The organism is Flagellimonas chongwuensis (genome assembly GCF_013376415.1).
GTDB classification, from domain to species: Bacteria; Bacteroidota; Bacteroidia; order Flavobacteriales; family Flavobacteriaceae; genus Flagellimonas; species Flagellimonas chongwuensis.
Genome location: NZ_WYET01000013.1, coordinates 1 through 24,600, shown reverse-complemented (window position 1 = coordinate 24,600; position 24,600 = coordinate 1). Strand labels below are relative to the sequence as shown.

The 24,600-nt window shown below is 41.1% G+C and carries 19 protein-coding genes and 1 pseudogene; 7 read left to right on the top strand and 13 right to left on the bottom strand.

Going from position 1 to position 24,600, the window contains the following annotated elements:
• Positions 1–37: 37 nt before the first annotated feature.
• From GUA46_RS16285 to gcvT, 5 genes are all read right to left on the bottom strand, one after another.
• Entirely contained in the window at positions 38–514 is a 477-nt protein-coding gene (locus tag GUA46_RS16285) for a hypothetical protein (protein ID WP_176621368.1), read from the bottom strand.
• Between the two features lie 101 nt (positions 515–615).
• The gene (locus GUA46_RS16280) at positions 616–1,326 is read right to left on the bottom strand and encodes a YebC/PmpR family DNA-binding transcriptional regulator (RefSeq protein ID WP_176621367.1); all 711 of its coding nucleotides are present in this window, start codon (positions 1,324–1,326) and stop codon (positions 616–618) included.
• 70 nt (positions 1,327–1,396) lie between these two features.
• A complete protein-coding gene (locus GUA46_RS16275) occupies positions 1,397–1,678 on the bottom strand; it encodes a 4a-hydroxytetrahydrobiopterin dehydratase (RefSeq protein WP_176621366.1) in 282 nt (93 codons plus the stop codon).
• A 46-nt stretch (positions 1,679–1,724) separates the two neighbouring features.
• Positions 1,725–2,543, bottom strand: a complete 819-nt coding sequence (locus GUA46_RS16270; protein WP_176621365.1) for a sugar nucleotide-binding protein — start codon at positions 2,541–2,543, stop codon at positions 1,725–1,727.
• 7 nt (positions 2,544–2,550) lie between these two features.
• Positions 2,551–3,639 carry a glycine cleavage system aminomethyltransferase GcvT gene (gcvT, locus tag GUA46_RS16265; RefSeq protein ID WP_176621364.1) on the bottom strand — a complete coding sequence of 363 codons (1,089 nt, stop codon included), beginning with the start codon at positions 3,637–3,639 and terminating at the stop codon, positions 2,551–2,553.
• A gap of 140 nt (positions 3,640–3,779) precedes the next feature.
• Here gcvT and GUA46_RS16260 point away from each other — a divergent pair, with 140 nt between their 5' ends.
• Complete coding sequence (locus tag GUA46_RS16260; RefSeq protein ID WP_176621363.1) at positions 3,780–5,396, top strand: aminopeptidase P family protein; 1,617 nt, start codon at positions 3,780–3,782, stop codon at positions 5,394–5,396.
• 5 nt (positions 5,397–5,401) lie between these two features.
• Here GUA46_RS16260 and thrC read toward each other — a convergent pair whose 3' ends face one another.
• The 3 genes from thrC to thrA are packed head-to-tail and all read right to left on the bottom strand — an operon-like array spanning position 5,402 to position 10,073.
• Complete coding sequence (thrC, locus tag GUA46_RS16255; RefSeq protein ID WP_176621362.1) at positions 5,402–6,697, bottom strand: threonine synthase; 1,296 nt, start codon at positions 6,695–6,697, stop codon at positions 5,402–5,404.
• 4 nt (positions 6,698–6,701) lie between these two features.
• Entirely contained in the window at positions 6,702–7,625 is a 924-nt protein-coding gene (locus GUA46_RS16250; protein ID WP_176621361.1) for a homoserine kinase, read from the bottom strand.
• A 3-nt stretch (positions 7,626–7,628) separates the two neighbouring features.
• Positions 7,629–10,073 carry a bifunctional aspartate kinase/homoserine dehydrogenase I gene (gene thrA / locus GUA46_RS16245; RefSeq protein ID WP_176621360.1) on the bottom strand — a complete coding sequence of 815 codons (2,445 nt, stop codon included), beginning with the start codon at positions 10,071–10,073 and terminating at the stop codon, positions 7,629–7,631.
• A gap of 258 nt (positions 10,074–10,331) precedes the next feature.
• Here thrA and GUA46_RS16240 point away from each other — a divergent pair, with 258 nt between their 5' ends.
• Positions 10,332–11,870 (top strand): NAD(P)H-hydrate dehydratase, encoded by a 1,539-nt coding sequence (locus GUA46_RS16240; protein ID WP_176621359.1) that lies wholly within the window; start codon positions 10,332–10,334, stop codon positions 11,868–11,870.
• Here GUA46_RS16240 and GUA46_RS16235 read toward each other — a convergent pair.
• The 3 genes from GUA46_RS16235 to GUA46_RS16225 form a co-directional block, all read right to left on the bottom strand.
• Entirely contained in the window at positions 11,867–12,286 is a 420-nt protein-coding gene (locus GUA46_RS16235) for an STAS/SEC14 domain-containing protein (protein WP_176621358.1), read from the bottom strand. The two genes, GUA46_RS16240 and GUA46_RS16235, sit on opposite strands and share 4 nt — an antisense overlap.
• Before the next feature lie 199 nt (positions 12,287–12,485).
• Complete coding sequence (locus GUA46_RS16230; protein WP_108245050.1) at positions 12,486–12,926, bottom strand: BLUF domain-containing protein; 441 nt, start codon at positions 12,924–12,926, stop codon at positions 12,486–12,488.
• A 199-nt stretch (positions 12,927–13,125) separates the two neighbouring features.
• Positions 13,126–15,684 carry an ATP-dependent Clp protease ATP-binding subunit gene (locus GUA46_RS16225; RefSeq protein ID WP_108245051.1) on the bottom strand — a complete coding sequence of 853 codons (2,559 nt, stop codon included), beginning with the start codon at positions 15,682–15,684 and terminating at the stop codon, positions 13,126–13,128.
• Between the two features lie 261 nt (positions 15,685–15,945).
• On the opposite strand from GUA46_RS16225, the gene gyrA reads away from it, so the two are divergent.
• Together gyrA and GUA46_RS16215 are read left to right on the top strand one after the other, a co-directional pair.
• The gene (gene gyrA, locus GUA46_RS16220) at positions 15,946–18,474 is read left to right on the top strand and encodes a DNA gyrase subunit A (protein WP_176621357.1); all 2,529 of its coding nucleotides are present in this window, start codon (positions 15,946–15,948) and stop codon (positions 18,472–18,474) included.
• A gap of 39 nt (positions 18,475–18,513) precedes the next feature.
• Positions 18,514–19,776, top strand: a complete 1,263-nt coding sequence (locus tag GUA46_RS16215) for a tetratricopeptide repeat protein (RefSeq protein WP_176621356.1) — start codon at positions 18,514–18,516, stop codon at positions 19,774–19,776.
• Between the two features lie 57 nt (positions 19,777–19,833).
• Here GUA46_RS16215 and GUA46_RS16210 read toward each other — a convergent pair whose 3' ends face one another.
• Together GUA46_RS16210 and GUA46_RS16205 are read right to left on the bottom strand one after the other, a co-directional pair.
• Positions 19,834–20,586 carry a C40 family peptidase gene (locus GUA46_RS16210; RefSeq protein ID WP_176621355.1) on the bottom strand — a complete coding sequence of 251 codons (753 nt, stop codon included), beginning with the start codon at positions 20,584–20,586 and terminating at the stop codon, positions 19,834–19,836.
• A 20-nt stretch (positions 20,587–20,606) separates the two neighbouring features.
• The gene (locus GUA46_RS16205; protein ID WP_176621354.1) at positions 20,607–21,782 is read right to left on the bottom strand and encodes an acetyl-CoA C-acyltransferase; all 1,176 of its coding nucleotides are present in this window, start codon (positions 21,780–21,782) and stop codon (positions 20,607–20,609) included.
• Between the two features lie 620 nt (positions 21,783–22,402).
• Between GUA46_RS16205 and GUA46_RS16200 the strand changes: the two are divergent.
• The 3 genes and pseudogenes from GUA46_RS16200 to GUA46_RS16190 all read left to right on the top strand — a co-directional run.
• Positions 22,403–22,663: pseudogene (locus GUA46_RS16200) on the top strand (DUF4145 domain-containing protein); the annotation flags it as partial.
• Positions 22,664–23,265: 602 nt separating this feature from the next.
• Positions 23,266–23,505, top strand: a complete 240-nt coding sequence (locus GUA46_RS16885; protein WP_229418541.1) for a hypothetical protein — start codon at positions 23,266–23,268, stop codon at positions 23,503–23,505.
• A gap of 299 nt (positions 23,506–23,804) precedes the next feature.
• The gene (locus GUA46_RS16190; RefSeq protein ID WP_176621352.1) at positions 23,805–24,470 is read left to right on the top strand and encodes a hypothetical protein; all 666 of its coding nucleotides are present in this window, start codon (positions 23,805–23,807) and stop codon (positions 24,468–24,470) included.
• Positions 24,471–24,600 lie beyond the last annotated feature (130 nt).

Genomic DNA, 24,600 nt, shown 5'->3' with positions numbered 1-24,600 from the left:
ATTGACCTCTAATAAAGTTCGGGGAAATTGTACTGTTCTATTGATTGGAAATGAACCTAAAACTTACCAAGGCGGGCTCAGGAGTTCCATCGTCGTCAAAATCATATTCCAATGGACCTCCATCAATTTCAAGAATATTATCCGTATGATGGACTTCAAAATAAGATCTATCGGAAGGGGAGTAATCAAAAACAATGGTGAGCAAGTCGTCATTTATACTCATTTGACCTGTTATGCTCTCTGAGTTTTGCCCTAGTACAAATTGAATGGAGAAGCTTCCATTTTCTTCAACATTAAGATTTATGGAACCCCCTTCAGCTATAAAATCGGCTGTTTCGGTCAAATCTTCAAATTCAATATCAAATACCGCTTTTTCTGCCGACCATTCTCCGGTAAACTCAATAGGTTCACCTGTTGGGATGACATCAGGTGAGTTTTCTCCATCAGAACTACTACAGGAAAATAGAATAAGGAATAATGCGAATAAACCAAATGCCTTTATGGAGTTCTTCATTGGGGGAACAAATTAAAGTTTAGAATAAAAGTACTTAACTTTTGGTCCAAAATGCAACTAAAGTAGATGAAGTGATTACTTTTTGAGATGTAGGTACAACCTTACTCTTTCATGCTGTGAAATACGTTCTGAACATCGTCGTCTTCCTCTATTTTTTCCAGCAATTTCTCTACATCGGCAACCTCTTCCTCGTTCAATTCTTTGGTCACTTGTGGAATTCTGTCAAAGCCTGAAGAAATGATTTCAATCTCTCTGGACTCCAACTTTTTTTGAATGGCCCCAAAGTTTTCAAAAGGCGCATAAATATGTATGCCGTCTTCATCAACAAAAACCTCTTCGGCACCAAAGTCGATAAGTTCCAGTTCCAGTTCTTCAGGGTCCAATCCTTCGCCATTTATGGTAAAACTACAGGTGTGGTCGAACATAAACTCAACCGAGCCCGATGTTCCCAAACTACCATTACATTTATTAAAATAACTACGGATGTTGGCCACGGTACGCGTATTGTTGTCGGTGGCGGTCTCGATCAAAATAGCGATGCCATGAGGAGCATAACCTTCAAACAACACTTCTTTGTAATCTCCTTGATTTTTATCGGAAGCCCGTTTAATGGCACGTTCAATATTATCCTTGGGCATGTTTACTGCCTTGGCATTCTGGATTACGGCACGTAGCTTGGAATTGGCGTCTGGGTCCGCCCCACCTTCCTTAACGGCCATAACAATATCCTTTCCAATTCTAGTAAACGCTTTGGACATCGCGGCCCAACGTTTCATTTTCCGTGCTTTTCTAAATTCGAACGCTCTTCCCATATATTCTTAAATTCTGGATGCTGGCAAATTTAGCAAAAAATGCCCCGTTGTCAAGTTGATTATTTTCAAGCTAGCCAATAATTTTTTCGATGGAGGTAGCAAGGTCAATGTCTTTTTGGGTAACTCCGTCAGCATCGTGCGTACTCAGTTTTATGGTGAGATTGTTGTACACATTTTCCCATTCTGGATGGTGGTTTTGTTTTTCACACTCAAAGGCAATATGAGTCATTTTGGAAAACGCCTCCTTAAAATCCTTAAAAGTGAAAGACTTAACGATCATGTCATCTTTTAGGGACCAGCCGGATATTGATTCAAGCGCTTTTTCAATTTCTGTGGTGTTCATCTTCTTCATAAGTATGTTTTTTCAGAAGATAGCCAATTAAACATTGAAAAGAAAACTACACGGGCAAATGATGGTCGATAATCTCTTGACAGCTGATGCGAAGATTCTTCGGAAGTAGATTGTCCTTGGGCAGAGCAGCTAAATATCGGTCCTCATTGGTGGTGTATACGCGTTTGTAAATGGGATGATAATTTCCAAGATGTTCGATGACCTCCTTGATGAATTCCTCATGTTGGATAAGGTCGCTGCTGCCCAAATGAAAAATACCGGTTTTGTTCCGGTTGATGAGGTAATGAATCTGTTGGGTAAGCCTGTCATCATTGGTGACGTTAATAATCAGGTTCGGAAACACTTCGATGGGTTCTTTGTTCTCGATACTTTCCTTGATTTCCTTGATTCTGGGCGACGAGTTGCCAAAAACCATGGGAATTCTAAGGATTGCGGTCTTTTCCTTGGGCAACCGCATCATCATGTTCTCAATTTTGATTTTTAGACGACCATAAACGCTTAACGACAATGTTTTGTCCTGCTCATACGATGGAAACTTGCTGTAGGCATCGAATACATTGGCCGATGAGATAAAGTATAGTCGAGTTTCATTTCTCATCAGGTACTCCATTAAGTGCTGATGCGCTTGTATCTGCGCTGGAAAATTCCCTCGAAGCGAGGAAATAATCACGTCTGGCCTGACCTGTTCGAGTACTTGGAAAATATCATCCTCCTCCAAGTCGTACCTTATAAATTGTTTGTTCTTGGCGAAAGAGCGATTGGAGTAATATGTGCCGTAGGTATCAAAATAGGAGCAGAGTTCTTTGTATATGGCATTGCCCACAAATCCACTCGCACCTAATATCAATATCTTTTTTTTATCCAAAGGCTACCTAGGTATTTTTATAGAATGGCAATTTTACAACGGTTGCTGGAACTTTGTTGATACGGATTTGAATAAAAATGGGAGTATCCACTTTGGAGTGAGCTGTAGTCACATATCCCAAACCAATTCCTTTTGAAAGCGAGGGCGACATCGTGCCCGAGGTCACTTTTCCGATTTCCTTGCCTTCGGCATTGAGGATAGGGTAGCCCGCTCTGGGAATTCCACGTTCCTCCATTTGGAAGGCGACCAATTTTCTTTTTGAACCTGTCGCTTTTTCCTTGGAAAGGTTCTCGCTGTTCACAAAATCCTTGGTGAACTTGGTAATCCAGCCCAGACCTGCCTCAAAAGGTGAGGTGGTATCGTCAATATCGTTTCCGTAAAGGCAATAGCCCATTTCCAGACGCAAGGTGTCACGAGCGGCCAAACCAATAGGTTTAATGCCAAATTCGGCACCAGCTTCCAAAACCTTGTCCCACACCTGTTGTACTTCTGGGTTCTTACAGTAGATTTCAAAACCCCCAGAACCTGTGTATCCAGTGGCAGAAATAATAACGTAATCTATCCCTGCAAAATCCCCTACTACAAAGTTGTAGAATTTGATGGATGACAAATCCACAGAAGTCAAAGATTGCATGGCCTCGACTGCTTTTGGTCCTTGGATGGCAAGTAGTGAATAATCATCGGAGAGGTTGCGCATATCGGCCCCTATACTCTCGTTGTACTTGGAAATGTGTTCCCAGTCCTTGTCGATGTTGGATGCATTTACCACCAAAAGATAGGTTTCGTCCTTGATCATATAAATAATCAAATCGTCTACGATACCCCCCGTTTCATTGGTCATACAACTATACTGCGCTTTGCCTATCGCCAATTTGGAGGCATCATTGGTAGATACTTTTTGAATCAGTTCCAAAGCCTTTGGTCCCTCGATCAAAAACTCCCCCATGTGGGACACATCGAACACACCCACGGCCTTGCGAACCGTCTCGTGCTCAATATTAACACCCTCATAGGAAACAGGCATATTATAACCTGCAAAAGGTACCATTTTGGCTCCCAAGGCCTCATGCGTTTTTGTAAGTGCAGTATTTTTCATTGACTCCATTTTTAAGATTTGCAAATTTATGGAATTAATTAAGGATACCATTGTGTTGAGGTATTATGATTTTGCTAAAACTGAATCAACCCACACGGAATTATATGTCCAAAATTTGTATTTTGAACAAAAATAGAAGCATGTCAAAATTAACTTTGAGCCTTTTGTCTGTAATGCTAGTTGCTGCCACTACCTTTTCACAGGATTTACCAACTGATTATTTGCCGGCCGATTTCCATAAGGAAAGAAGGGACGCCGTTAGGGAGAAATTACCGCCCAACACGGCTGTGGTCCTTTTTGCCAATGCAGAACGTAATCGGGCCAACGATGTTGATTACATATATCATCAGGATCCCAATTTTTATTACTTGACAGGATACAAAGAGCCCAATGCGGTCTTGGTCATTTTTTCCGAAGAGCAGACCGATGCTTCTGGAAATTCCTTTGACGAGATTTTTTACGTGCAGGAAAGAAATGCCAGAGCGGAGCAATGGACAGGTAAACGCTTGGGAGTAGAAGGAGTGAAAAATCAACTTGGGTTTACTATGGTGTACAATGGAAGCGAGTTTGAAAAGTTTCCATTGGATTTTACTTCCTTCGACCATGTTTCATTTGTCGACTTTCAAAATGACTATCGAGATAAGCCAGGTTCGGCAGATTTGTTCGATTTGGTAAAGACCTTCAAGGTTAAGGCAAACTATCCTGCAGACTATAACCCTGTACGCAATGATTTGTATCAGAGGATGGCCACTACCACCCCGGATAAGGCCGATGAATTATCCGAGATGGTGGAACGCGCTATGGAACGCTATCCAGAACTTCAGGATGATGAACTCCTGAACGATTTTGTGGAGGCCAATAACCAAGAAATTAGGGACGAGATCAAAAATAAAATTTTGGTGGTGCAACGTTCATCCAATTTGGATTCCAGTATTTTACCGAAGGTAATGGCCGAACTGCGTCAGGATAAAACCCCGGAAGAAATGAAGCTGCTTAAAAAGGCAATCGAAATTTCAGCTGTGGGTCAGATTGAGGTGATGAAGGCCATGCATCCCAATATGTCCGAGACCGAGATTCAGGGTGTACACGAATATGTATATAAAAGATATGGAGCCGAGTACGAAGGCTATCCCTCAATTGTTGGTGGGGGTCATAATGGTTGTATACTTCACTATATCGAGAACAACAAGACCAAGGTCGGGGACGATTTGGTATTGATGGATTTGGGGGCCGAATACCATGGTTATACCGCGGATGTGACCCGTACCATCCCGGCCAATGGCAAATTCTCTCCAGAGCAAAAGGCCATTTACGATATTGTTTATAATGCGCAGGAAGCGGGCATTGCCGCTAGTGTGGTAGGTGCTTCTTTCCGGGACCCGCATCAAGCTTCTTTGGAAGTGGTGACCAAGGGATTGATGGACCTCGGCATTATTAAAGATGCCAAGGAAGCAAGGGTTTACTTTCCGCATGGAACCTCCCATTATTTAGGGTTGGACGTGCACGATGCAGGTACCTATCAAGCCCTTAAAGCCAATCAAGTGATTACCGTTGAGCCTGGAATCTATATTCCAGAAAACAGTGATTGCGATGAAAAATGGTGGGGCATTGCCGTTCGAATCGAAGACGATATTTTAATTACCGAAAATGGACCTGTCAACTTATCGGGCATGGCACCGAGAAAAGCAGAGGAAATTGAAGAAGTAATGAAACAACCCAGTCCCTTGGACAGTTTTCAACTGCCCAAGTTGGATTGATCGGATTAGGTAGTGATTAGATACTGCTTCAGTTCTTCGTAGGATGATATTTTATGGGATTTTTTCTCTTTGTCCATCACTTTTATGATTTGCGATGGAATTTCTGGGCTTAAGCCCAGAGTTTCTTCAACAACATCTAAAAATTTAACCGGATGCGCGGTTTCCAAGAAAATACCATAGGTATTTGGATGTGATTTTTGGTATTCCCTAACACCCAAATAACCAACGGCACCGTGTGGGTCCAGCATATAGCCTGTTTGGGAATAAACCTCCTTCATAATCTTTTTGGTGTCGTTATCCGTGAAGGAATAAGAAGATAAATGCTGCTGCAACGTCTTTAAATCATCTTGGTGCAAATGACGGATTCGGACAAAATTACTCGGGTCGCCCACGTCCATGGCATTGGAAATGGTGGCAACGGATGACATGGGCTCGTAAACCCCGTTTGCCATAAATTTAGGTACCACATCGTTGACATTGGTTGAGGCCACAAAATGCTTTGCGGGCATTCCCAGTTTTTGGGCTACCATTCCGGCACAAATGTTTCCAAAATTCCCTGATGGCACAGAAAAAACAATTTCTTTACCTTTTGATTTTGCCTGTTTGTATGCAAATAGGAAGTAGAACAGTTGGGGCAGCCATCGGGCCACATTGATACTGTTCGCAGAAGTCAATTTTTTATGGTCTGTTATTTCGTTGTCCAAGAAAGCTGTTTTCACCATACGCTGGCAATCATCAAAAACGCCTTTCACTTCCATGGCTTCGATGTTCTGACCTAATGTAGTTAATTGCTTTTCTTGGATTTCGCTTACTTTTCCGCTAGGGTAGAGGATAACAACTTTTACACCATCGACCCCTAAAAAGCCATTGGCAACAGCGCCGCCCGTGTCTCCGGAGGTGGCGACGAGAACCGTTACATCCTGTTTTTCCCCTTGGGAGAAGTAGCCGAGACAGTTTGCCATAAAACGAGCTCCGACATCTTTAAAAGCCATGGTAGGACCATGAAAAAGTTCCAATGTCGCTATGTTTTCTTCGATTTCGACTACGGGAAAATCAAAATCCAAGGTGTTTGCTATAATATCTTTTAGAGCTTCATCCGGAATGTCCTCGTTCACAAATTGATGAATTGCCTTGAAAGCTATTTCGTGGTTGGATAGTTTCTCAATATTCTCGAAAAAATCAGCAGGAAGCGGCGTGATACTTTCTGGAAAATAAAGTCCTTTATCGGGAGCTATTCCTGCAATGACTGCCTCTTTGAACGAAGCTTGGATGTTATGGTTGTTTAGACTGTAGAATTTCATGGATTTAGGCAATTTTCTTTACACCTTGGCTATTTACTTTGGAAACGTGGATGTCAAAATCCACACCAATGTTTTGATACGTTATTTTCATGGAATCGGCTACTTTTTGGGCAATTTCTTCACCTTTGCTTAAGGCAAAAATAGATGGGCCCGACCCAGAGATTCCACTTCCCAGAGCTCCTGCTTTTACAGCATTTGTTTTGATGTCATCAAAAGAAGGAATCAACATGGAACGGATGGGCTCGACGATATGGTCGTGCAGCGAACGTCCAATCAAATCGTAGTCGTTTTGAAATAACCCTGCGACCAGACCGCCCAAATTTCCCCACTGCCGGATACCTTGTTGCATGGAAATGGTGGTCTTTAAAATCTTTCGGGAATCGGAGGTTTTAACCTCTATCTGTGGATGGATTACGGTAGCGTACAGTTCCGATGGCGTTGGTATCGGGATAATGTCCAGCGGTTCGTAACTCCTAACCAAAGTAAAGCCCCCATAAATGGCTGGGGCAACATTGTCGGCATGGGCCACATCGCTGGCCAATTTTTCCCCTTTCATGGCAAACTGTACCAATTCCAAATTGGAAAAAGGTCTGCCCAACAATTCGTTCATGGCCCAAACGGCCCCTGTGGAACTTGCAGCGCTGCTGCCGATGCCACTTCCCGGTTTGATGCGCTTATCGATTTCTATTTCAAAACCACCATCGTAGTTGCTTTTGGCCAATAAGGCCATGCCTGCCACTCCTGCCACATTGTTTTCGGTTTCAAGAGGTAGGTTCTGTCCTAATATTTTTGTGATGCGAATACCTTTTTCGGCAGTTTTTCTAATGGTCATTTCGTCACCTACGGAATCAAGGGCCAGGCCTAAAACATCGAACCCACAGGACACATTGGCAATGGTCGCTGGGCAAAATACTTTTATTTCTTCCATTCTTTAGAAATTTCCAATTCGAACTATATCAGCAAAGATACCCGATGCGGTTACATCCGCACCTGCTCCGGCTCCTTTTATAATTAACGGCTGATTCACATATCTATCGGTGAAGAACAGCACAATGTTGTCGCTTCCTTCCAGATTATAAAAATCATGTCCTTTTGGTATTTGTTGCAGTCCTACCTTGGCCTTTCCATCTTCAAACTGGGCCACATATTTTAGCTTGCTATCCGAAGCGGCAGCATCCTTGTACAATTTTTGAAAATCGGCTTCATATTTCTTCAAACTTTCAAAAAATGCTTCGTTGGAGCTGGTCTCTAAACTTTCCTTGGGTAAAAAGGCTTCATTTTCAATATCATCAATATTCAATTGATGGCCGCTTTCTCTGGCTAAAATCAATATTTTGCGCATCACGTCAACACCACTTAGGTCGATGGTCGGGTCGGGCTCGGTATAGCCTTGTTCTTGGGCCTGCTTTACCACGTCGTGGAAGGTAGTACCGTCATTAAATGTATTGAATACAAAGTTCAAGCTTCCCGAAAGCACAGCCTGAATCTTCCTGATTTTGTCTCCGGAGGCAATCAGGTGTTTTAAGGTGTCCAATATGGGCAAACCAGCGCCGACATTCGTTTCAAATAGATAGGGTGCGTTGTATTGTTTGGCCAATTGCTTTAGTTCCTTGTAATAGGCATAATCCGAAGAGGATGCAATTTTATTACAAGTGACCACTGATATACTGTTTTTTAGATAGCTGGAATAGCTTTTGGAAACCTCGGCATTGGCCGTATTGTCCACAAAAATGCTATTACGGTAGTTCAGAGCTATTATGCGGTCAAAAAATGCTTCTTTGTTCGCAGCTTCTCCTTGGTCCAGAATATTTTCCCAGTCTTTCAAGGAAATGCCACTTTCATCAAAGGCCATCTTTCTGGAATTGCTGATACCGATGACACGAACGTTGAGTTTTAGTTCTTCCTTTAAATACTTTTTTTGTTGACGAATTTGTTGTAAAAATTTAGAACCAACGTTTCCGACACCCATCACGAACAGGTTGAGCTGTTTGATGTTTTCTTCGAAAAATGTCTCGTGCAGGGAGTTGAGGGCTTTTTTTACGTCTTCTTTTTTGATGACTGCTGAAATGTTCCGCTCCGACGCCCCCTGTGCAATGGCGCGGATATTTACGTTGTTTTTGCCCAAAGTGCTGAACATTTTACCGCTCAAACCTTGATGACTTTTCATATTGTCACCGACCAGGGCAATGATGGTCAAATCCTTTTCAACGATGACAGGCTTAATTTTTTTGGTTGATATCTCGAATTCAAAGGTTTCGTTCACCGCTTCTGCAGCCAAATCCACATCTTCATCCGCAATACCAACGCAAATCGAGTGTTCGGAAGATGCTTGGGTGATAAGTACGATACTGATGTTCTTTACCGAAAGCGTTTCAAAAAACCGTTTGGATATGCCGGGGATGCCTATCATCCCGGGGCCTTCCAAAGAAAGCAAGCTAATGTTGCCCACATGGCTTATGCCACGCACTGTTTTTCCGTTTCCATTATTGTTTTTGGCAATTAATGTACCTGGTTCTTCAGGTGCGAACGTATTTTTTATGGCAATGGGAATCTCCTTGCCCAGCACGGGTTGGATAGTTGGCGGATAAAGCACCTTGGCGCCAAAATGGGATAACTCCATGGCTTCTTGATAGCTAATATTGGCTACGCATTTGGCCTGTTTTACTAGTTTTGGGTTTGCAGTGTACATACCGCTCACATCGGTCCAAATTTCCAGAATATCAGCATGCACTGCAGCAGCGATAATAGCTGCGGTATAGTCGGAACCTCCTCTACCAAGAGTGGTCAGGTCACCACTTTTACTGGAGGCCACAAAGCCCGGTAGTATGGTAATTTGGTTCTTGTTAGCGGCAAAAAAATCTTGGCATAGTGTGTTGGTCAATGTAAAGTCCACATTGGCTCTACCAAAATTGCTGTCTGTTTTAATGAGTTCCCGGCTATCCTTGAACGCAACGTCCAAGCCTTCCGATTTAAGGAATTCGCTTATGATAAAGGAAGAAAGCAATTCGCCGTAACTCACAATTTTGTCGGATAGCTTTGGTGTAAGCTCGCCGATTAAAAAGGCTCCTTCCAACAGGGTTTCCAGAATATTGAGTTCACTCTTTACTTTGCTCAAGGCTGCACTTTGCGACTTTACGGGAATCAATTCACGTATGGCTGAAATATGCCTGTCCTCGATTTCCTTAAGACTTTCTGTATAGCTGATATCTTGTTGGGATGCGGAACGTGAAGCTTTGAGCAGTAGGTCGGTTATGCCTCCAAATGCTGAAACCACAACGGCGATTTGACCTTCACTTTGATTGCTTAGGATGGATTTGACCTTATTTATATTCTCTGGATTGGCAACGGAAGTGCCTCCAAATTTTAAGACTTTCATAATGAAATATTGTTGTGAAAAATTGAAAATAGATTAAAAAAACGGACGAAATTATATATAGCAGATTACCCCAAAGGGGTGGTAGTAGTAATAGTGAAGGTAGATGAAAAAGGATTCATCAAATTAAAGTTAATATCCGTTTGTTTTAACTGCATTGCTCTGTAATGAGATGATAAAAGTAGTACTTTTGTGTGCTTCATCAAATCATCGGTGTTGTTTTTTGCGAAATCCTTAAGAATAAACAATTTTTTTTATTGAATGAAAATATTTTCTGCCCATCAAATCTATCAAGCTGATAAATCCACAATACAAAAAGAACAGATAAAGAGTGAAGAACTCATGGAAAGGGCGGCAGCCCAGTTGTTCGAATGGCTTCATTCACGTTTAAGGGGTACCCAAGTCAATATTCAATTGTTCTGCGGCATCGGGAATAATGGTGGAGATGGCATGGCATTGGCCAGAATGTTGCACGAACATGGTTATTCCATCAAGGTATACGTAGTAAATTATAGCGATAAACGTTCGGAAGATTTTCTGTTGAACTTGGAACGGTTGAAGGATCTTAAGGTGTGGCCTGACTTTATAAATGAGGAGAGCGATTTGCCGGAGCTTTCCCCCAACGATATTGTGGTAGATGCCATTTTTGGTATTGGACTCAACCGTGCTCCCGATGATTGGGTGGGAAAATTGATTGGACATATCAATGACTCTCGTGCATTTGCACTTTCTGTGGATGTTCCTTCTGGTCTGCCGGTAGATAAGGCACCTTGGAATGCATCCTATGTGATACAAGCGAGTTATGTTTTGAGTTTTCAATTGCCCAAACTGATTTTCTTTTTGCCGGAGACAGGGGTTTACGTTAACCAATGGGAAGTACTTGATATTGGGTTGAACCCCGAATTTATTGCCAATACTGAAGCGGATTTTGAACTAATCGGGCGACCCGAGGTATTGCCCATGTATCGCCCCAGGCTAAAGTTCTCCCACAAGGGAACCTACGGACATTCGGTAATAGTTGGAGGAAGCTATGGTAAGATTGGTGCCGTACAATTGGCGAGCAATTCCTGTTTGAGTGTGGGAAGTGGTTTGGTCACAGCTTTTGTTCCCAAATGCGGATATGACCCTTTGCAAACTGCAGTACCCGAAGTGATGGTGCTGACAGGTTCACGGGACAAAAATATTTCGAGAATAGAGATTCCTTTTGAGCCTACCGTGGTCGGAATAGGAGTTGGTATTGGACAGGATGATGATACGGTTGATGCTTTTTCCTCATTTTTGAGAAACATTAAATCACCTATGGTCATCGATGCGGACGGGTTGAATATTTTATCGAAGAACCCAGAACTGTTGAAAGATGTTCCTCAATTATCTGTGCTGACGCCCCACCCAAAGGAGCTGGAACGGTTGATTGGCCATTGGGAATCCGATTTTGAAAAGTTGGAAAAGACCAAGTCATTTGCAAAGCAGCATAATTTTGTTGTCGTAATCAAAGGGGCGCATACGATTACCATATATAATGATAAAGGTTATGTGAACACAACCGGAAACCCAGGAATGGCGACGGCGGGAAGCGGAGATGTCTTAACTGGTATGATAACGGGGCTTATGGCTCAAGGGTATCCGTCCGTTGAAGCTGCTATATTCGGTGTGTACTTACACGGGTTGGCTGGCGATTTGGGAGCTTCAACCAAAGGGTATGAAGCCCTGAAGGCTTCAATTTTAGTGGATAATATTGGGAATGCATATGCCGACCTCCTCCGACAACCGGAAATGGAACAGAAAGAGAATAGTAATTAAGATTTCTTTTCTCCAGTAAAGGTCTTAAGTCTTTTTTGTATCCATGTCAAGGCATTGTCAAACTCGATAAAGAATTCCATGGGCTTTTTATAGAACATTTTTTCAATATTGAAATTGTGCATGTCTATTTCCTTTTTGGAAACAATAGCGAACGCCTTCAAATTGTCCAGTCCTCTTAGGTAGTTGTATACGGTGGGGTCGATTGCGTAGGAGTTTTTTCTTAAGCTGATATAGCCAAAATCACGGTCTCTAAAATGGATTTCAGATATTCCGATGATTTGATATGTTCTTTCCAATGTAATTGTGGCGCCCTCGTTGAAGGAAGCAACCATGTAGTTTTGATAAACCTGTACGGTTCCTACTTCCAGCTGGTACTCGCGTACCACCACGGTCTTCTTTTTAGAAGTTATTTTCATCCCCAAATGTAATTATAGTGTCTCGTCTACGAAATTAGAGGGGAAGGAAGGCTGGTGGAAAAATAATAGATTAAACGCTAAAATATCTTATGTATGGTAATCCCGAGTCGTAAAACAGGATTAAGTATAACTCCTAGGTGTTTTAAAACGATACTATCCTTTACCTGATTTTACATCTGGACAAGGAGATATATCCACCCTAAAGATTGTTGGGAGGATTTGTGATCAAGAATTTTGTCCTTTCCCAGAATAATTTTGCGGTAAGATGCTTTGGTACGGTAAAATCAGCTAAAAGCAATAAGTTTCTCTTGAACTGTTCAAACTCACTTTTGTTCGTTGTGTTGGCATCAATAGGGTAGTACGCCATACCCCAATTAGGAAAGCTTCTTTCTACATTGTCATCTTCAGAAAACATATGTACGTTCTTGTGGCGTTCGTCCAACTTAATTTTCTCGTAAAGGTCAAGGACTTTTGCCTTGTCACCTTCCAGAACTTGGATAAATCCACCCATATAATAAATAAGGCAACCTGTTATATTGTCGCGTTTATTGTTGCTTCTGGATTGTTCCAATAAGAGACCCATTTCATGGCTGTCCATTGGTTCTACGATTTCCGATTCGTAGGTTAGTGTATAGGTCATCGGTTGTGGTTAAATAAACCTCAAACTTAATTTTTTAAAGGGCAATGGACAAGCTGTTTGATTAAATTGTGATTTTTTTGGCTAAGTGGTCCGGTCCTTTATGTTAGGTCTCATATCAAATCAAATTAAGAGATAGTGGATTTCTGGAACAAAAAAAAGCTGGCAATCGCCAGCTTTTCATTTTGCATTATCTGTGCAATTACTTTTCAGCTTCAGGGGATTTTTCAGCTTTTTCTATTTTGATGGTGAGCTCTTCTTTTTTCTCATCCAAGTCCATAAAAATACTGTCTCCTTCCTCCAACTTGGAGTTTACGATTTCCTCGGCCAAGGTATCCTCAATATATTTTTGGATGGCTCTTTTAAGAGGTCTCGCGCCATATTGCTTATCAAAACCTTTATCGGCAATGTAATCCTTGGCTTTGTCGGAAAGCGTCAAATCATAACCGATTTCCTTGATTCTTTTATAGAGCTTGTTCAGTTCTATATCAATGATTTTGTGGATATCCTCTCTTTCCAAGGCATTGAAAACGACTACATCGTCTATCCTGTTCAAGAATTCAGGAGCAAATGCTTTTTTCAAAGCATTTTCGATAACGCTTTTCTGGTGGTCGTCGGCCTGCGCCTTTTTTGCAGCGGTACCAAAACCAACTCCCTGTCCAAAATCCTTCAATTGTCTTGCGCCGATATTGGAAGTCATGATTATAATAGTGTTCCTAAAATCAATTTTGCGTCCAAGACTATCGGTTAGGAAACCATCATCCAACACTTGCAGCAACATATTGAATACATCGGGGTGGGCTTTCTCCACTTCATCCAATAAAATCACTGAGTAAGGCTTACGTCGAACTTTTTCGGTCAACTGTCCGCCTTCTTCGTAACCGACATATCCCGGAGGTGCTCCTACCAATCTTGAAATGGCGAATTTTTCCATGTATTCGCTCATATCAATTCGTATCAAGGCATCTTCGGAATCGAATAGCTCCTTGGCCAAAATTTTGGCCAATTGAGTTTTACCAACACCTGTCTGTCCCAAGAAAATGAACGAGCCAATAGGTTTGTTCGGGTCTTTAAGCCCGGCACGGTTCCGTTGGATTGCCCTTGCTACCTTGGATACAGCTTCATCTTGACCGATTACAAATCCTTTGATAAGATTGGGCAGTTCGGCCAATTTGTTGCTTTCGGTCTGTGCTATCCTGTTAACGGGGATGCCACTCATCATAGAAACCACATCGGCAACATTGTCCTCGGATACGGTTTCCCTATGAAGTTTGCTTTCTTCTTCCCAGCGTTCTTGAGCGGTTGCCAAATCTTTTTCCAAACGTTTTTCATCGTCCCTTAGCTTGGCAGCCTCCTCGTATTTCTGTTTTTTAACAACGCTATTTTTGAGTTCACGAACATCTTCGAGCTGGCTTTCCAGTTCCAAGATTTGTTTGGGAACGTCCATGTTTACGATGTGTACCCTTGACCCTGCTTCGTCCAGCGCATCGATTGCTTTGTCCGGTAAAAAGCGGTCCGTCATATAACGGTTGGTCAATTTTACACACGCCATAATGGCTTCGTCCGTATAATTTACATTGTGGTGTTCTTCGTACTTGCCTTTGATGTTCATCAAAATTTCGATGGTTTCCTCCACGGATGTGGGCTCTACCATTACCTTTTGAAAACGACGTTCCAAAGCACCGTCTTTTTCTATGTATTGTCTGTACTCATCCAGCGTGGTGGCTCCTATACACTGAATTTCACCTCTTGCCAATGCGGGTTTGAACATATTGGATGCATCCAAGCTTCCGGTTGCTCCACCTGCGCCAACAATAGTGTGTATCTCATCAATGAACAAGATGATATCATCGTTCTTTTCCAGCTCGTTCATTACAGCTTTCATGCGCTCCTCGAACTGGCCACGATATTTTGTGCCGGCCACCAAAGAGGCAAGATCCAGAGTCACCACTCGTTTATTGTAAAGTATTCGGGAAACCTTTTTGTTGATAATACGCAATGCCAGACCTTCGGCAATGGCGCTTTTACCAACTCCTGGCTCACCAATAAGCAGTGGATTGTTCTTTTTACGTCTGCTCAATATTTGGGAAACGCGCTCAATTTCCTTTTCTCTTCCCACAACGGGGTCCAATTTGTTCTCTTCGGCCAAACGGGTAAGGTCGCGTCCAAAATTGTCTAGAACAGGGGTCTTGGATTTTTTGTTTCCTTTTTGTGCAGCGCTTCCGGAACCGAAAGAACCTTCTTTACTATCTCCCATATCATCTGTGTCCCCTGGAAAAGATTCCGCTTGTGGGGTGTCTATGTAGTCATCGTCACTGGTGATCATGGATTTGAACTGTTCCTTGACATTGTCGTAGTCCACTTTCAGTTTGTGCAACAACTTGGTTGTTGGATCATTCTCGTTTCTTAGGATGCAAAGCAACAGGTGTGCGGTGTTTATAGAAGAACTCTGGAATAGTTTCGCTTCCAAAAAGGTTGTCTTCAACGCTCTTTCCGCTTGGCGGGTCAAGTGAAGATTCTTCTTGTCCTTCTGCATCGTTCCTGTATTTGGATTCGCTGGGCTAAGGATTTCCACCTTTCTGCGCAGGTGGTCCAAATCCACATCGAGTGCATCCAATATATTTATGGCTTTGCCATTTCCGTCTCTTAAAAGACCTAGCATAAGGTGCTCCGTGCCAATAAAATCATGGCCCAGTCTAAGGGCTTCTTCCTTGCTGTATGCTATAACGTCCTTTACGCGGGGGGAAAAATTGTCGTCCATACGTTTCTTTTTCAGCAATTAAAATTAATAAAAGTATTGTTATGGTGGTCAAATACCGTACCCTAATTCGATAAAGTAGTGGTAAATGTCGGAATAATTCATGTTTTCGAGGTATTTAACAAAGCTTTATTATCGCATTGTTGATAATACCTGTAATGTTGATAATTTTTTTAATAAAGTATTCGCAAAGGGTTATAAAGGCTGCTATTTTCTGTATATTGCCATGATAATTTAACCACAAAAAATCTATAATAAATAAGCATGGCGGAAGGAGAAAAGTTAATTCCCATTAATATTGAGGATGAGATGAAATCTGCCTACATTGATTATTCAATGTCGGTCATTGTGTCACGTGCCCTGCCAGATGTTCGTGATGGTTTAAAACCTGTTCACCGAAGAGTGCTCTACGGAATGCATGATTTGGGTGTTAGGTCCAATAGTTCGCATAAAAAGTCCGCCCGTATTGTGGGTGAGGTTTTAGGTAAGTATCATCCACATGGTGATTCTTCCGTATATGATACCATGGTGCGTATGGCCCAAGAATGGAGCCTTAGGTATATGTTGGTGGATGGTCAAGGTAACTTTGGTTCCGTGGATGGCGACAGCCCGGCGGCCATGCGTTATACCGAGGCCAAAATGCGCAAGATCGCAGAGGAGATGTTGGCCGATATCGATAAGGATACGGTGGACCATCAACTCAATTTTGACGATACCATACAAGAACCTACCGTATTGCCGACCCGTATTCCCAATTTATTGGTGAACGGAGCCTCGGGTATTGCTGTGGGTATGGCAACCAATATGCCTCCGCACAACCTTCGTGAGGTGGTAGATGGTACCGTAGCTTATATCGATAACAATGATATAGAAATAGATGAGCTCATTACGCACATTAAAGCTCCTGATTTTCCTACCGGGGGAATCATTTATGGATATGATGGCGTAAAAGAAGCTTTTCATACAGGACGAGGCCGTGTTGTGATGCGTGCCAAGGCAACCATAGAGGAAGTTCAGGGGAAGGAAAGTATCGTTGTTACCGAAATCCCTTATCAAGTGAACAAGGCGGACATGATCAAGAAGACCGCCGACCTTGTGAACGAAAAGAAAATAGAAGGCATATCCACTATTAGGGATGAGTCTGATAGAAACGGAATGCGTATCGTATATATTTTGAAGCGTGACGCCATTCCGAACATTGTGCTTAACATGTTGTACAAGTACACCGCACTTCAATCCTCTTTTAGTGTCAACAATATTGCGCTGGTCAATGGCAGGCCGGAATTGTTGAACCTTAAGGATATTATCCACCATTTTGTGGAGCACAGGCACGAAGTCGTGGTTCGCAGAACCAAGTTCGAGCTCAAAAAAGCGGAAGATCGTGCCCATATCTTGGAAGGACTTATCATAGCTTCCGACAATATCGATGAGGTAATCGCAATCATCAGAGGTTCTTCCAATGTAGAGGAGGCGCGTACCAAATTGATGGAGCGTTTCAAATTGACGGAGGTCCAAGCCAAGGCCATCGTAGAAATGCGTTTGCGACAGCTTACCGGACTGGAGCAGGACAAGTTGCGCGAAGAGCATGCCGAACTTTTGAAGACTATCGAAGATTTGAAGGATATTCTTGAAAAGAAAGAACGTAGAATGCAGATCATCAAAGATGAGCTTCTTGAAGTAAAGGAGAAGTATGGTGATGACAGAAGGTCCGAAATCAACTACGCGGGAGGTGATTTGAGTATCGAGGATATGATTCCGGATGAACAAGTGGTCATCACGATTTCGCATGCCGGCTATATCAAAAGGACATCGCTTACCGAATATAAGACCCAAAATAGGGGAGGTGTTGGTCAAAAAGCATCCTCTACCCGAAATGAGGATTTCTTGGAGCACCTGTTCGTGGGTACCAACCACCAATACATGCTGTTCTTTACCCAAAAAGGAAAATGTTTTTGGATGCGTGTTTTTGAAATACCCGAAGGAAGTAGAACATCCAAAGGTAGAGCCATTCAAAACTTGATCAATATAGAGCAGGATGACAAGGTCAAGGCATTTATCTGTACGCAAGATCTCAAAGATGAGGATTATGTGAACAGTCACTATGTCATTATGGCAACCAAAAAGGGAACAGTCAAGAAAACTTCTTTGGAGCAATATTCCCGACCACGTCAAAACGGTATCAACGCGATAACCATACGTGATGAGGATGAGCTGTTAGAAGCAAAATTGACTACGGGAACCAGTCAAATATTCCTTGGTCTTAAATCAGGGAAAGCTATTCGTTTTGAAGAATCCAAAACCAGACCGATGGGAAGAAATGCATCTGGTGTTAGAGGAGTGACTTTGGCTGATGATAACGATGAAGTGGTAGGAATGGTTTCTGTCCATAATTTCGAGGATGATATTCTTGTGGTGTCTGAAAGAGGTTATGGTAAGCGTTCCAATATTGAAGACTACAGGATTACCAACAGGGGAGGGAAAGGTGTGAAGACCATTTCCATCACCGAGAAAACAGGAGGTCTTGTGGCCATCAAGAACGTTACCGATACGGATGACCTGATGATTATCAATAAATCGGGTATCGCCATCCGAATGGGTGTGGAAAATCTTAGGGTTATGGGAAGAGCCACGCAAGGGGTTCGCCTGATCAATCTTAAGGACAATGATTCTATTGCAGCTGTTGCCAAAGTGATGAAAGAGGATGACCCAGTCGACGAAGATGATATCTTGGATATCGAAGTCAAAGGGGAAGATGGCACGGCTATTGATGATAATACGGACGAAAAAGAATAATTAATAATCGATAAACACTAAATAATTTCAATTTTAAACATGAGAACAAGAATATTAATGCTATTGGCCGTAGGGGTATCTGCAATAGGATTTGCCCAGAAGGATGAGATGAAGACGGCAGAAAAAGCTCTTAAGGATGGTGATGCTGCCGCTGCAAAAGCTGCTTTGGTAAGCGCTTCCTCTACAATCGGTTCGGCCAAGGAGAAAGATCAGGCCGAGTATTATGCCCTATTGGGAAATGCAAACTACGAGTTGGCCAAAAAGGGTGAGGTTTCTGCATTTCAAGAAGCTGTTGACGCCTATAACAAAGTCATCGAGATAGAAGAAGCGGATGGTAAATCCAAATATACTTCAGTGGCCCAAGAAAAAATGGGCCAAATGACTGCTGATTTGGTAAACTCTGCCGTTGAGGACAACAATAACAAAAAGTTCGGTGATGCAGCGGAGAAATTATATATGGGCTACAAATTAAGCCCTAAGGATACCGTATATCTTTATTATGCCGCCAGCAGTGCGGTAAACGGTCAGGATTACGAAGATGCCTTGAAATATTACAAGGAACTTAAGGACTTGGGTTACAATGGTGAATCTACAACTTATACTGCCGTAAACGTCGAATCCGGTGAAACCGAAAGCATGGACAAGGCAACTCGTGACCTTTATGTAAAAGCGGGAACCCACAAAGATCCCAAAGAGGAGATAAGCCCTTCCAAAAAACCTGAGATCGTTAAGAACATTGCGTTGATTTATCAACAAATGGGTGAGAACGAAAAAGCTATTGAAGCTTACGCGGATGCACGAGCTGAAAATCCAGAAGATGTAAACTTGGTATTGGGTGAAGCCAACCTATACTATGCCATTGGGGATAAAGAGAAGTTCAAGGAATTGATGGGACAAGCATCTGCTATGGCTCCTGACAATGCCGATTTGCTATACAATATCGGTGTAATCAATATGGAGCAAGGAAACTTGCAAGACGCAAGGGATGCCTACAAAAAAGCCTTGGCCATTGATCCAGGTTATATCAATGCGCTATTGAACCTTTCCACCACCTATGTGAACGAAGGTAATGGTCTTATTGATGAAATGAACGCACTGGGAACCTCCAAAGCCGATATCGCCAAGTACGATGAGCTTAAGGAGAAAAAGGACAGCTTGTTCAAAGAAGGAGCTGCTGTATTGGAAGATGCATTACAGTCAAACCCGGATAACGAAAGTATCTTGACCCAGTTGAAAAACATTTATGGGGCTTTGGGTGACAATGAGAACTTCATGAGAATCAAAAAGCTTTTGGGAGAGTAATTATATATATGTATTAACTTCCTGTAAAAAATGAGCCTCGATAATTCGGGGCTTTTTTTATATCACTTTTTTGATGACCCGTAATTGATGGGTGTACAATTTTTCTTCGGAGTTGAATATGCCCGTATGGTCTATCCGGTCAATTCTAACGTGTCCGTTTACGTGGATAATGTAATTGTCCTTCAAAATAATGCCGACATGGTCTATAATACCCTCGTTATCATCAAAAAATGCCAAGTCGCCCGGTTCGCTTTCTTCAATAAAACTCAAAGCTTCCCCCTGCTTTGACTGACCGGCAGCTGTACGTTCCAACGAGTAGCCATTTATTTTGTATACCATCTGTGTAAAACCGGAACAGTCGATACCGAACGGCGTTTTTCCACCGGCCAAGTAAGGTGCCTTTAAATACATGATAGCAATATCCACCAGGCTTTCCTTTGGATTTTTGTCCATGTAAACATTACCCTCAAACGTGTGGTTGAGCAGGGCAGAAGAATTTATCATAGAGCCCAAAAGGATGGGCAACAGCATACCATCCTTGGTGCAAATGTGAGAAATGATGTCGGAAGATATCTTTTGTGGAACCTTATTATCAATTTCGTTGTAGACCTCCTCGGAGATAAATCGAAATTGATTATTGGGAATCCAACCTTCAAACTTGTCATAAGCGGACCTGATCTTGCTCCATTTTTTCCTACTCTCCAAAACTTTAAAATGCTCCCCGTATAATAACTGGGAAGACATTTCGGCACAATCGTCCGGATTTGTTCTAATGGGAACAATACTTAGAGGACAAATTCCATATTGCATTTACTGTACAGATTGAATCACTAATTTCTTTCCAAAACAATGGATGATGCTCCACCACCGCCATTACAAATGGCCGCGGCTCCTAATTTGGCATTGTTTTGCTCCAATATATTCAATAGGGTGATGGTAATCCTGGCTCCAGAACAGCCCAATGGGTGTCCCAAAGATACCGCACCACCATTCACATTTACATTTGAATCGTTGAGGCCAAGGATTTTCATATTGGCCAGACCCACTACCGAAAACGCTTCGTTGAACTCAAAATAATCAATATCCTCGATGGATACTCCTGCGCGGTCCAATGCTTTTGGAAGTGCTTTTGCCGGAGCGGTCGTGAACCATTCTGGCTCATGGGCTGCATCGGCATAACCTCTAATGGTCGCCAATGGTGTTAAACCAAGTTCTTTGGCTTTCTCCTCGCTCATTAAGATAACTGCGGCAGCACCATCATTAATGGTTGAGGCATTTGCAGCGGTTACCGTGCCATCTTTTGAAAATGCGGGACGCAATGACGCTACCTTTTCCAGCTTAACATTTTTATACTCTTCGTCTTCGCTAACGATTATGGGTTCACCTCTTCGCTGAGGTACTTCTACAAGAACAACTTCATTATCAAATTTTCCACTTTTCCATGCCTCTGCAGATCTTTTGTAAGATTGGATTGCGTAGGCATCCTGGTCTTCCCTGCTAAATTTATATTCGGTTGCACATGCATCGGCGCAAACTCCCATGGCATTTTGGTCATATGCATCCACAAGACCATCTTTCTGCATACCATCCACCAAAGTGGCGGGACCGAACTTGGTTCCGCTTCTCATGTATGCATAATGAGGAATAAGGCTCATGTTTTCCATACCTCCGGCAACAACAATCGAATTTTCGCCCAAAGCGATGGATTGTGCTCCTTGCATAATCGTTTTCATTCCAGAAGAACAAACCTTGTTTACTGTGGTGCAAGGAACGGTATTGGGTATTCCGGCAAATATTGCAGCCTGTCTGGCCGGTGCTTGCCCGGTGCCTGCTTGTACCACGTTGCCCATTAAAACCTCTTCCACAAGTTCGGGCTTAAGGCCTATCTTGTCCAATGCTCCCTTTATGGCAACGGCACCTAATTTGGGTGCTGGCACCGAGGATAAAGCTCCCATAAAACTACCTATTGGCGTTCTTGCGGCTGAAACGATTACTACTTTCTTCATATGTGCATTTTTACTCCTGCGAAAATACTAAATTTAAATGCAAACGGATAAGAGGCCGGTGGAACAATACCTCATACCAGCAAGAGATATATCCACATCATTTTCCCAAGGGTAGTTGAATGGGAATTAAAGAACTTGGATTGCCCGAGGTGATTATAGATTGAAGAGGAAGCTTTGGTTCAATAAAATTGATATCAGGGGTGGAAAGCCTTATGACTGTATTTAATTAACGCTAAAAATAAGCAAGGCACAATTATTTAAGGTGGTACTTTTTTGATCTAACTTCTTCATAGATGGTTTTAACTTAATCTTTTTGATAAATTTAGCTCTACCAAAGTCAAAGACAAGATCAAACTATCTAACACCACCGATATTGAATTGTTCAATGAGCCAATAAACACCGTTTGCCCACATTGCGTATGTTCTACCAATTTGATTCTCGCTTCCCTGGTGCATTATCCAACTTTGAAGAGATTTCGACCAAAAAAACAGGAATGTCTTTTTTTGTGCGCTGGTTGTGATGAGCCAATTTTTTTAAAGTTTATAATCCTAGGTATTGAATCGAGTTCAGTAAATATAAATGACGATTACGAACTAATAGAAAGGCCAAAAGTAAAGTTCAACATCAAATTAATGATTTGAAAGAAATGGCTGATATTGATGATGAAACCTTTGATGTGCTTAAACAGATAATTATTGATGGCCATGATGGTTCGCATCCTCATTTGCCAAATCTTGGTCCGGATAGGGCAGAAATTCTACTGGAATTGATAAAAGACGTAATGTATCAGCCATTTGTAAGGAAGGGCAAACTCAAAAAAGCTTCAGAACTTAGAAAGATTCAAATACAATCAAACTCATTAAAATTTAAGTCTGATTAACTTCTTTAAATCTTTTTTTATACAAAAACAAAAAAGAGTTACATGAATTCACATGTAACTCTTTGATAATAAAGTCGGGGTGGCAGAAACCACCTCCTATTTATAAATATTTAAATATCAATGCTTTGACACCTTAATCTTAAGGGCATTCCCGTTAAGAACACGGAAAGCAAAAAACAACTTTTGAACACAATTTTCATGTGCTGAGCTATCAATAAAAATAGTAATAATATTTAAGCTAATAGTTTTCAACTTTAAAAGTTATTAATTAATCCTCAAAATCAATCTTTAGTTCAATGTTTTAAACCCCTTTTATTGAAAAGTGAAACTGATAAACAACAATATATCAAAAACGTTTGTAGCTTAATTACGCCTACAACTAAATGAATCAAAATCAATAGTATCGGCAATCCATTTGTAAACAAGAATAATGTTTATATTGCATGTTACACAAAAAAAACACTAAAATATACTGAGCAATAATTTATAAAACTTGGGCATAGCAACCCAAATTAAGGGTATATGTTCAACAAAGTTCCGTATATAAGTAAGTTGTACGCAAGCCGAGAAACGAACTCTGAAATTTAAAAATTGATAAAATAATGAATAAAAAGGAAATAGCAAGGCAATATATAAGCCACCTTGAAAATGGAAATGTTGGACAAGTAGTTGCTTTATTCAATCAAAATGGAATGGTTGATTCACCACTATACGGAATAAAAAAAGCAGATGAATTTTATCGTGAATTAAATAACGATACTTCAAATTCTGAACTTCATTTAAAAGGAATTTTTGAAGATAATGAATCAAATGATTTAGCTATTTACTTCACCTATAAATGAACTTTAAAGAATAATCAAAAAGTGGAATTTGATGTAGTAGACATTATTGAATTCGATAATCAAAACAAGATTAGTAAACTAAAAATTATATATGATACGGTTACTTCTAGGAAACTAGTGGAGCAATTATAAAAAAAGCCTGCGTACAACACAGTATAAAAATAATTGCGGTTTTAGGCTAAAACAAAGGTAGTTGCGGGTTTGCTTCATCTGATTTTCCTGCGGAAAAACTCGCTCGCAAACCCGCAACTATTCTTATACAAACACGTTGTGCCACATTTGAAAATCGAAATGCATAAATGAATATTGATGATAAAATAGAATTAAGATTTTATCAAGTTTTAAAACATCAAATGAGCATTCAAGATTTTGAAACTTGGGTGTATAATTCTAAAGAACTTGAACAAAACCTACCTGAAGATTTATATCTTGATTTAATTTCACTAAACTATAAATCAAAGTATGCACTCAATGATTTAACTAAATTAATTGAACAATATGTTGACTATGGGAAATTTGAAATTAAAAAAATACAAGAAATCTTAGAATCAATAATTCAGAGGGATGAAAAATGTGCTGAATCGATAGAAATGACGTATGATTTATATTGTAAAGGATATATTTTTTTGCAAAAGCTTGGACTGAATTATGGTTTGTTGGTTTCTTGTCCACCAGCAGGAAATTATCAAAAAAATTGGAATGAAATTTCAGATAAAGAACAAAAGGAACTATTAGATAAACTCTACCCCAATATTATTATTGATGCAAAAAATGCACTCAAATGGTTTGAAAAAAGGAAAATTATAATAAAAAATACCGTTGATGAGTTGGGGAATTATGAGTATGATGATTTTAGAACAGAGCAAGAAAAAAAGCAAGGAGAAATTGAAATTATTAATCTTGATATAGAGAATGAAAATAATGCACAAGGGTTTTGGTCTAAATTGATGAATAGATTTAAATAATAAACGTGGCACAACAAAGAACTGAGTTAAAAAGCAAGTCTTTTTAAGCCAATCTCGATATATGGTTCTCATCGTAAGGTATTCCGGATTTTGCAATGGCAAATGCCTGTTTCAACAGTTTGTTCGATAC

Excerpts from the sequence above, each read along its gene's own strand:
- GUA46_RS16285 (WP_176621368.1), bottom strand. The coding sequence starts at position 514 with ATGAAGAACTCCATAAAGGCATTTGGTTTATTCGCATTATTCCTTATT.
- GUA46_RS16280 (WP_176621367.1), bottom strand. The coding sequence starts at position 1,326 with ATGGGAAGAGCGTTCGAATTTAGAAAAGCACGGAAAATGAAACGTTGG.
- GUA46_RS16275 (WP_176621366.1), bottom strand. The coding sequence starts at position 1,678 with ATGAAGAAGATGAACACCACAGAAATTGAAAAAGCGCTTGAATCAATA.
- gcvT (WP_176621364.1), bottom strand. The coding sequence starts at position 3,639 with ATGAAAAATACTGCACTTACAAAAACGCATGAGGCCTTGGGAGCCAAA.
- GUA46_RS16260 (WP_176621363.1), top strand. The coding sequence starts at position 3,780 with ATGTCAAAATTAACTTTGAGCCTTTTGTCTGTAATGCTAGTTGCTGCC.
- thrC (WP_176621362.1), bottom strand. The coding sequence starts at position 6,697 with ATGAAATTCTACAGTCTAAACAACCATAACATCCAAGCTTCGTTCAAA.
- GUA46_RS16250 (WP_176621361.1), bottom strand. The coding sequence starts at position 7,625 with ATGGAAGAAATAAAAGTATTTTGCCCAGCGACCATTGCCAATGTGTCC.
- thrA (WP_176621360.1), bottom strand. The coding sequence starts at position 10,073 with ATGAAAGTCTTAAAATTTGGAGGCACTTCCGTTGCCAATCCAGAGAAT.
- GUA46_RS16240 (WP_176621359.1), top strand. The coding sequence starts at position 10,332 with ATGAAAATATTTTCTGCCCATCAAATCTATCAAGCTGATAAATCCACA.
- GUA46_RS16235 (WP_176621358.1), bottom strand. The coding sequence starts at position 12,286 with ATGAAAATAACTTCTAAAAAGAAGACCGTGGTGGTACGCGAGTACCAG.
- GUA46_RS16230 (WP_108245050.1), bottom strand. The coding sequence starts at position 12,926 with ATGACCTATACACTAACCTACGAATCGGAAATCGTAGAACCAATGGAC.
- GUA46_RS16225 (WP_108245051.1), bottom strand. The coding sequence starts at position 15,684 with ATGGACGACAATTTTTCCCCCCGCGTAAAGGACGTTATAGCATACAGC.
- gyrA (WP_176621357.1), top strand. The coding sequence starts at position 15,946 with ATGGCGGAAGGAGAAAAGTTAATTCCCATTAATATTGAGGATGAGATG.
- GUA46_RS16215 (WP_176621356.1), top strand. The coding sequence starts at position 18,514 with ATGAGAACAAGAATATTAATGCTATTGGCCGTAGGGGTATCTGCAATA.
- GUA46_RS16210 (WP_176621355.1), bottom strand. The coding sequence starts at position 20,586 with ATGCAATATGGAATTTGTCCTCTAAGTATTGTTCCCATTAGAACAAAT.
- GUA46_RS16205 (WP_176621354.1), bottom strand. The coding sequence starts at position 21,782 with ATGAAGAAAGTAGTAATCGTTTCAGCCGCAAGAACGCCAATAGGTAGT.
- GUA46_RS16885 (WP_229418541.1), top strand. The coding sequence starts at position 23,266 with ATGAATAAAAAGGAAATAGCAAGGCAATATATAAGCCACCTTGAAAAT.
- GUA46_RS16190 (WP_176621352.1), top strand. The coding sequence starts at position 23,805 with ATGAATATTGATGATAAAATAGAATTAAGATTTTATCAAGTTTTAAAA.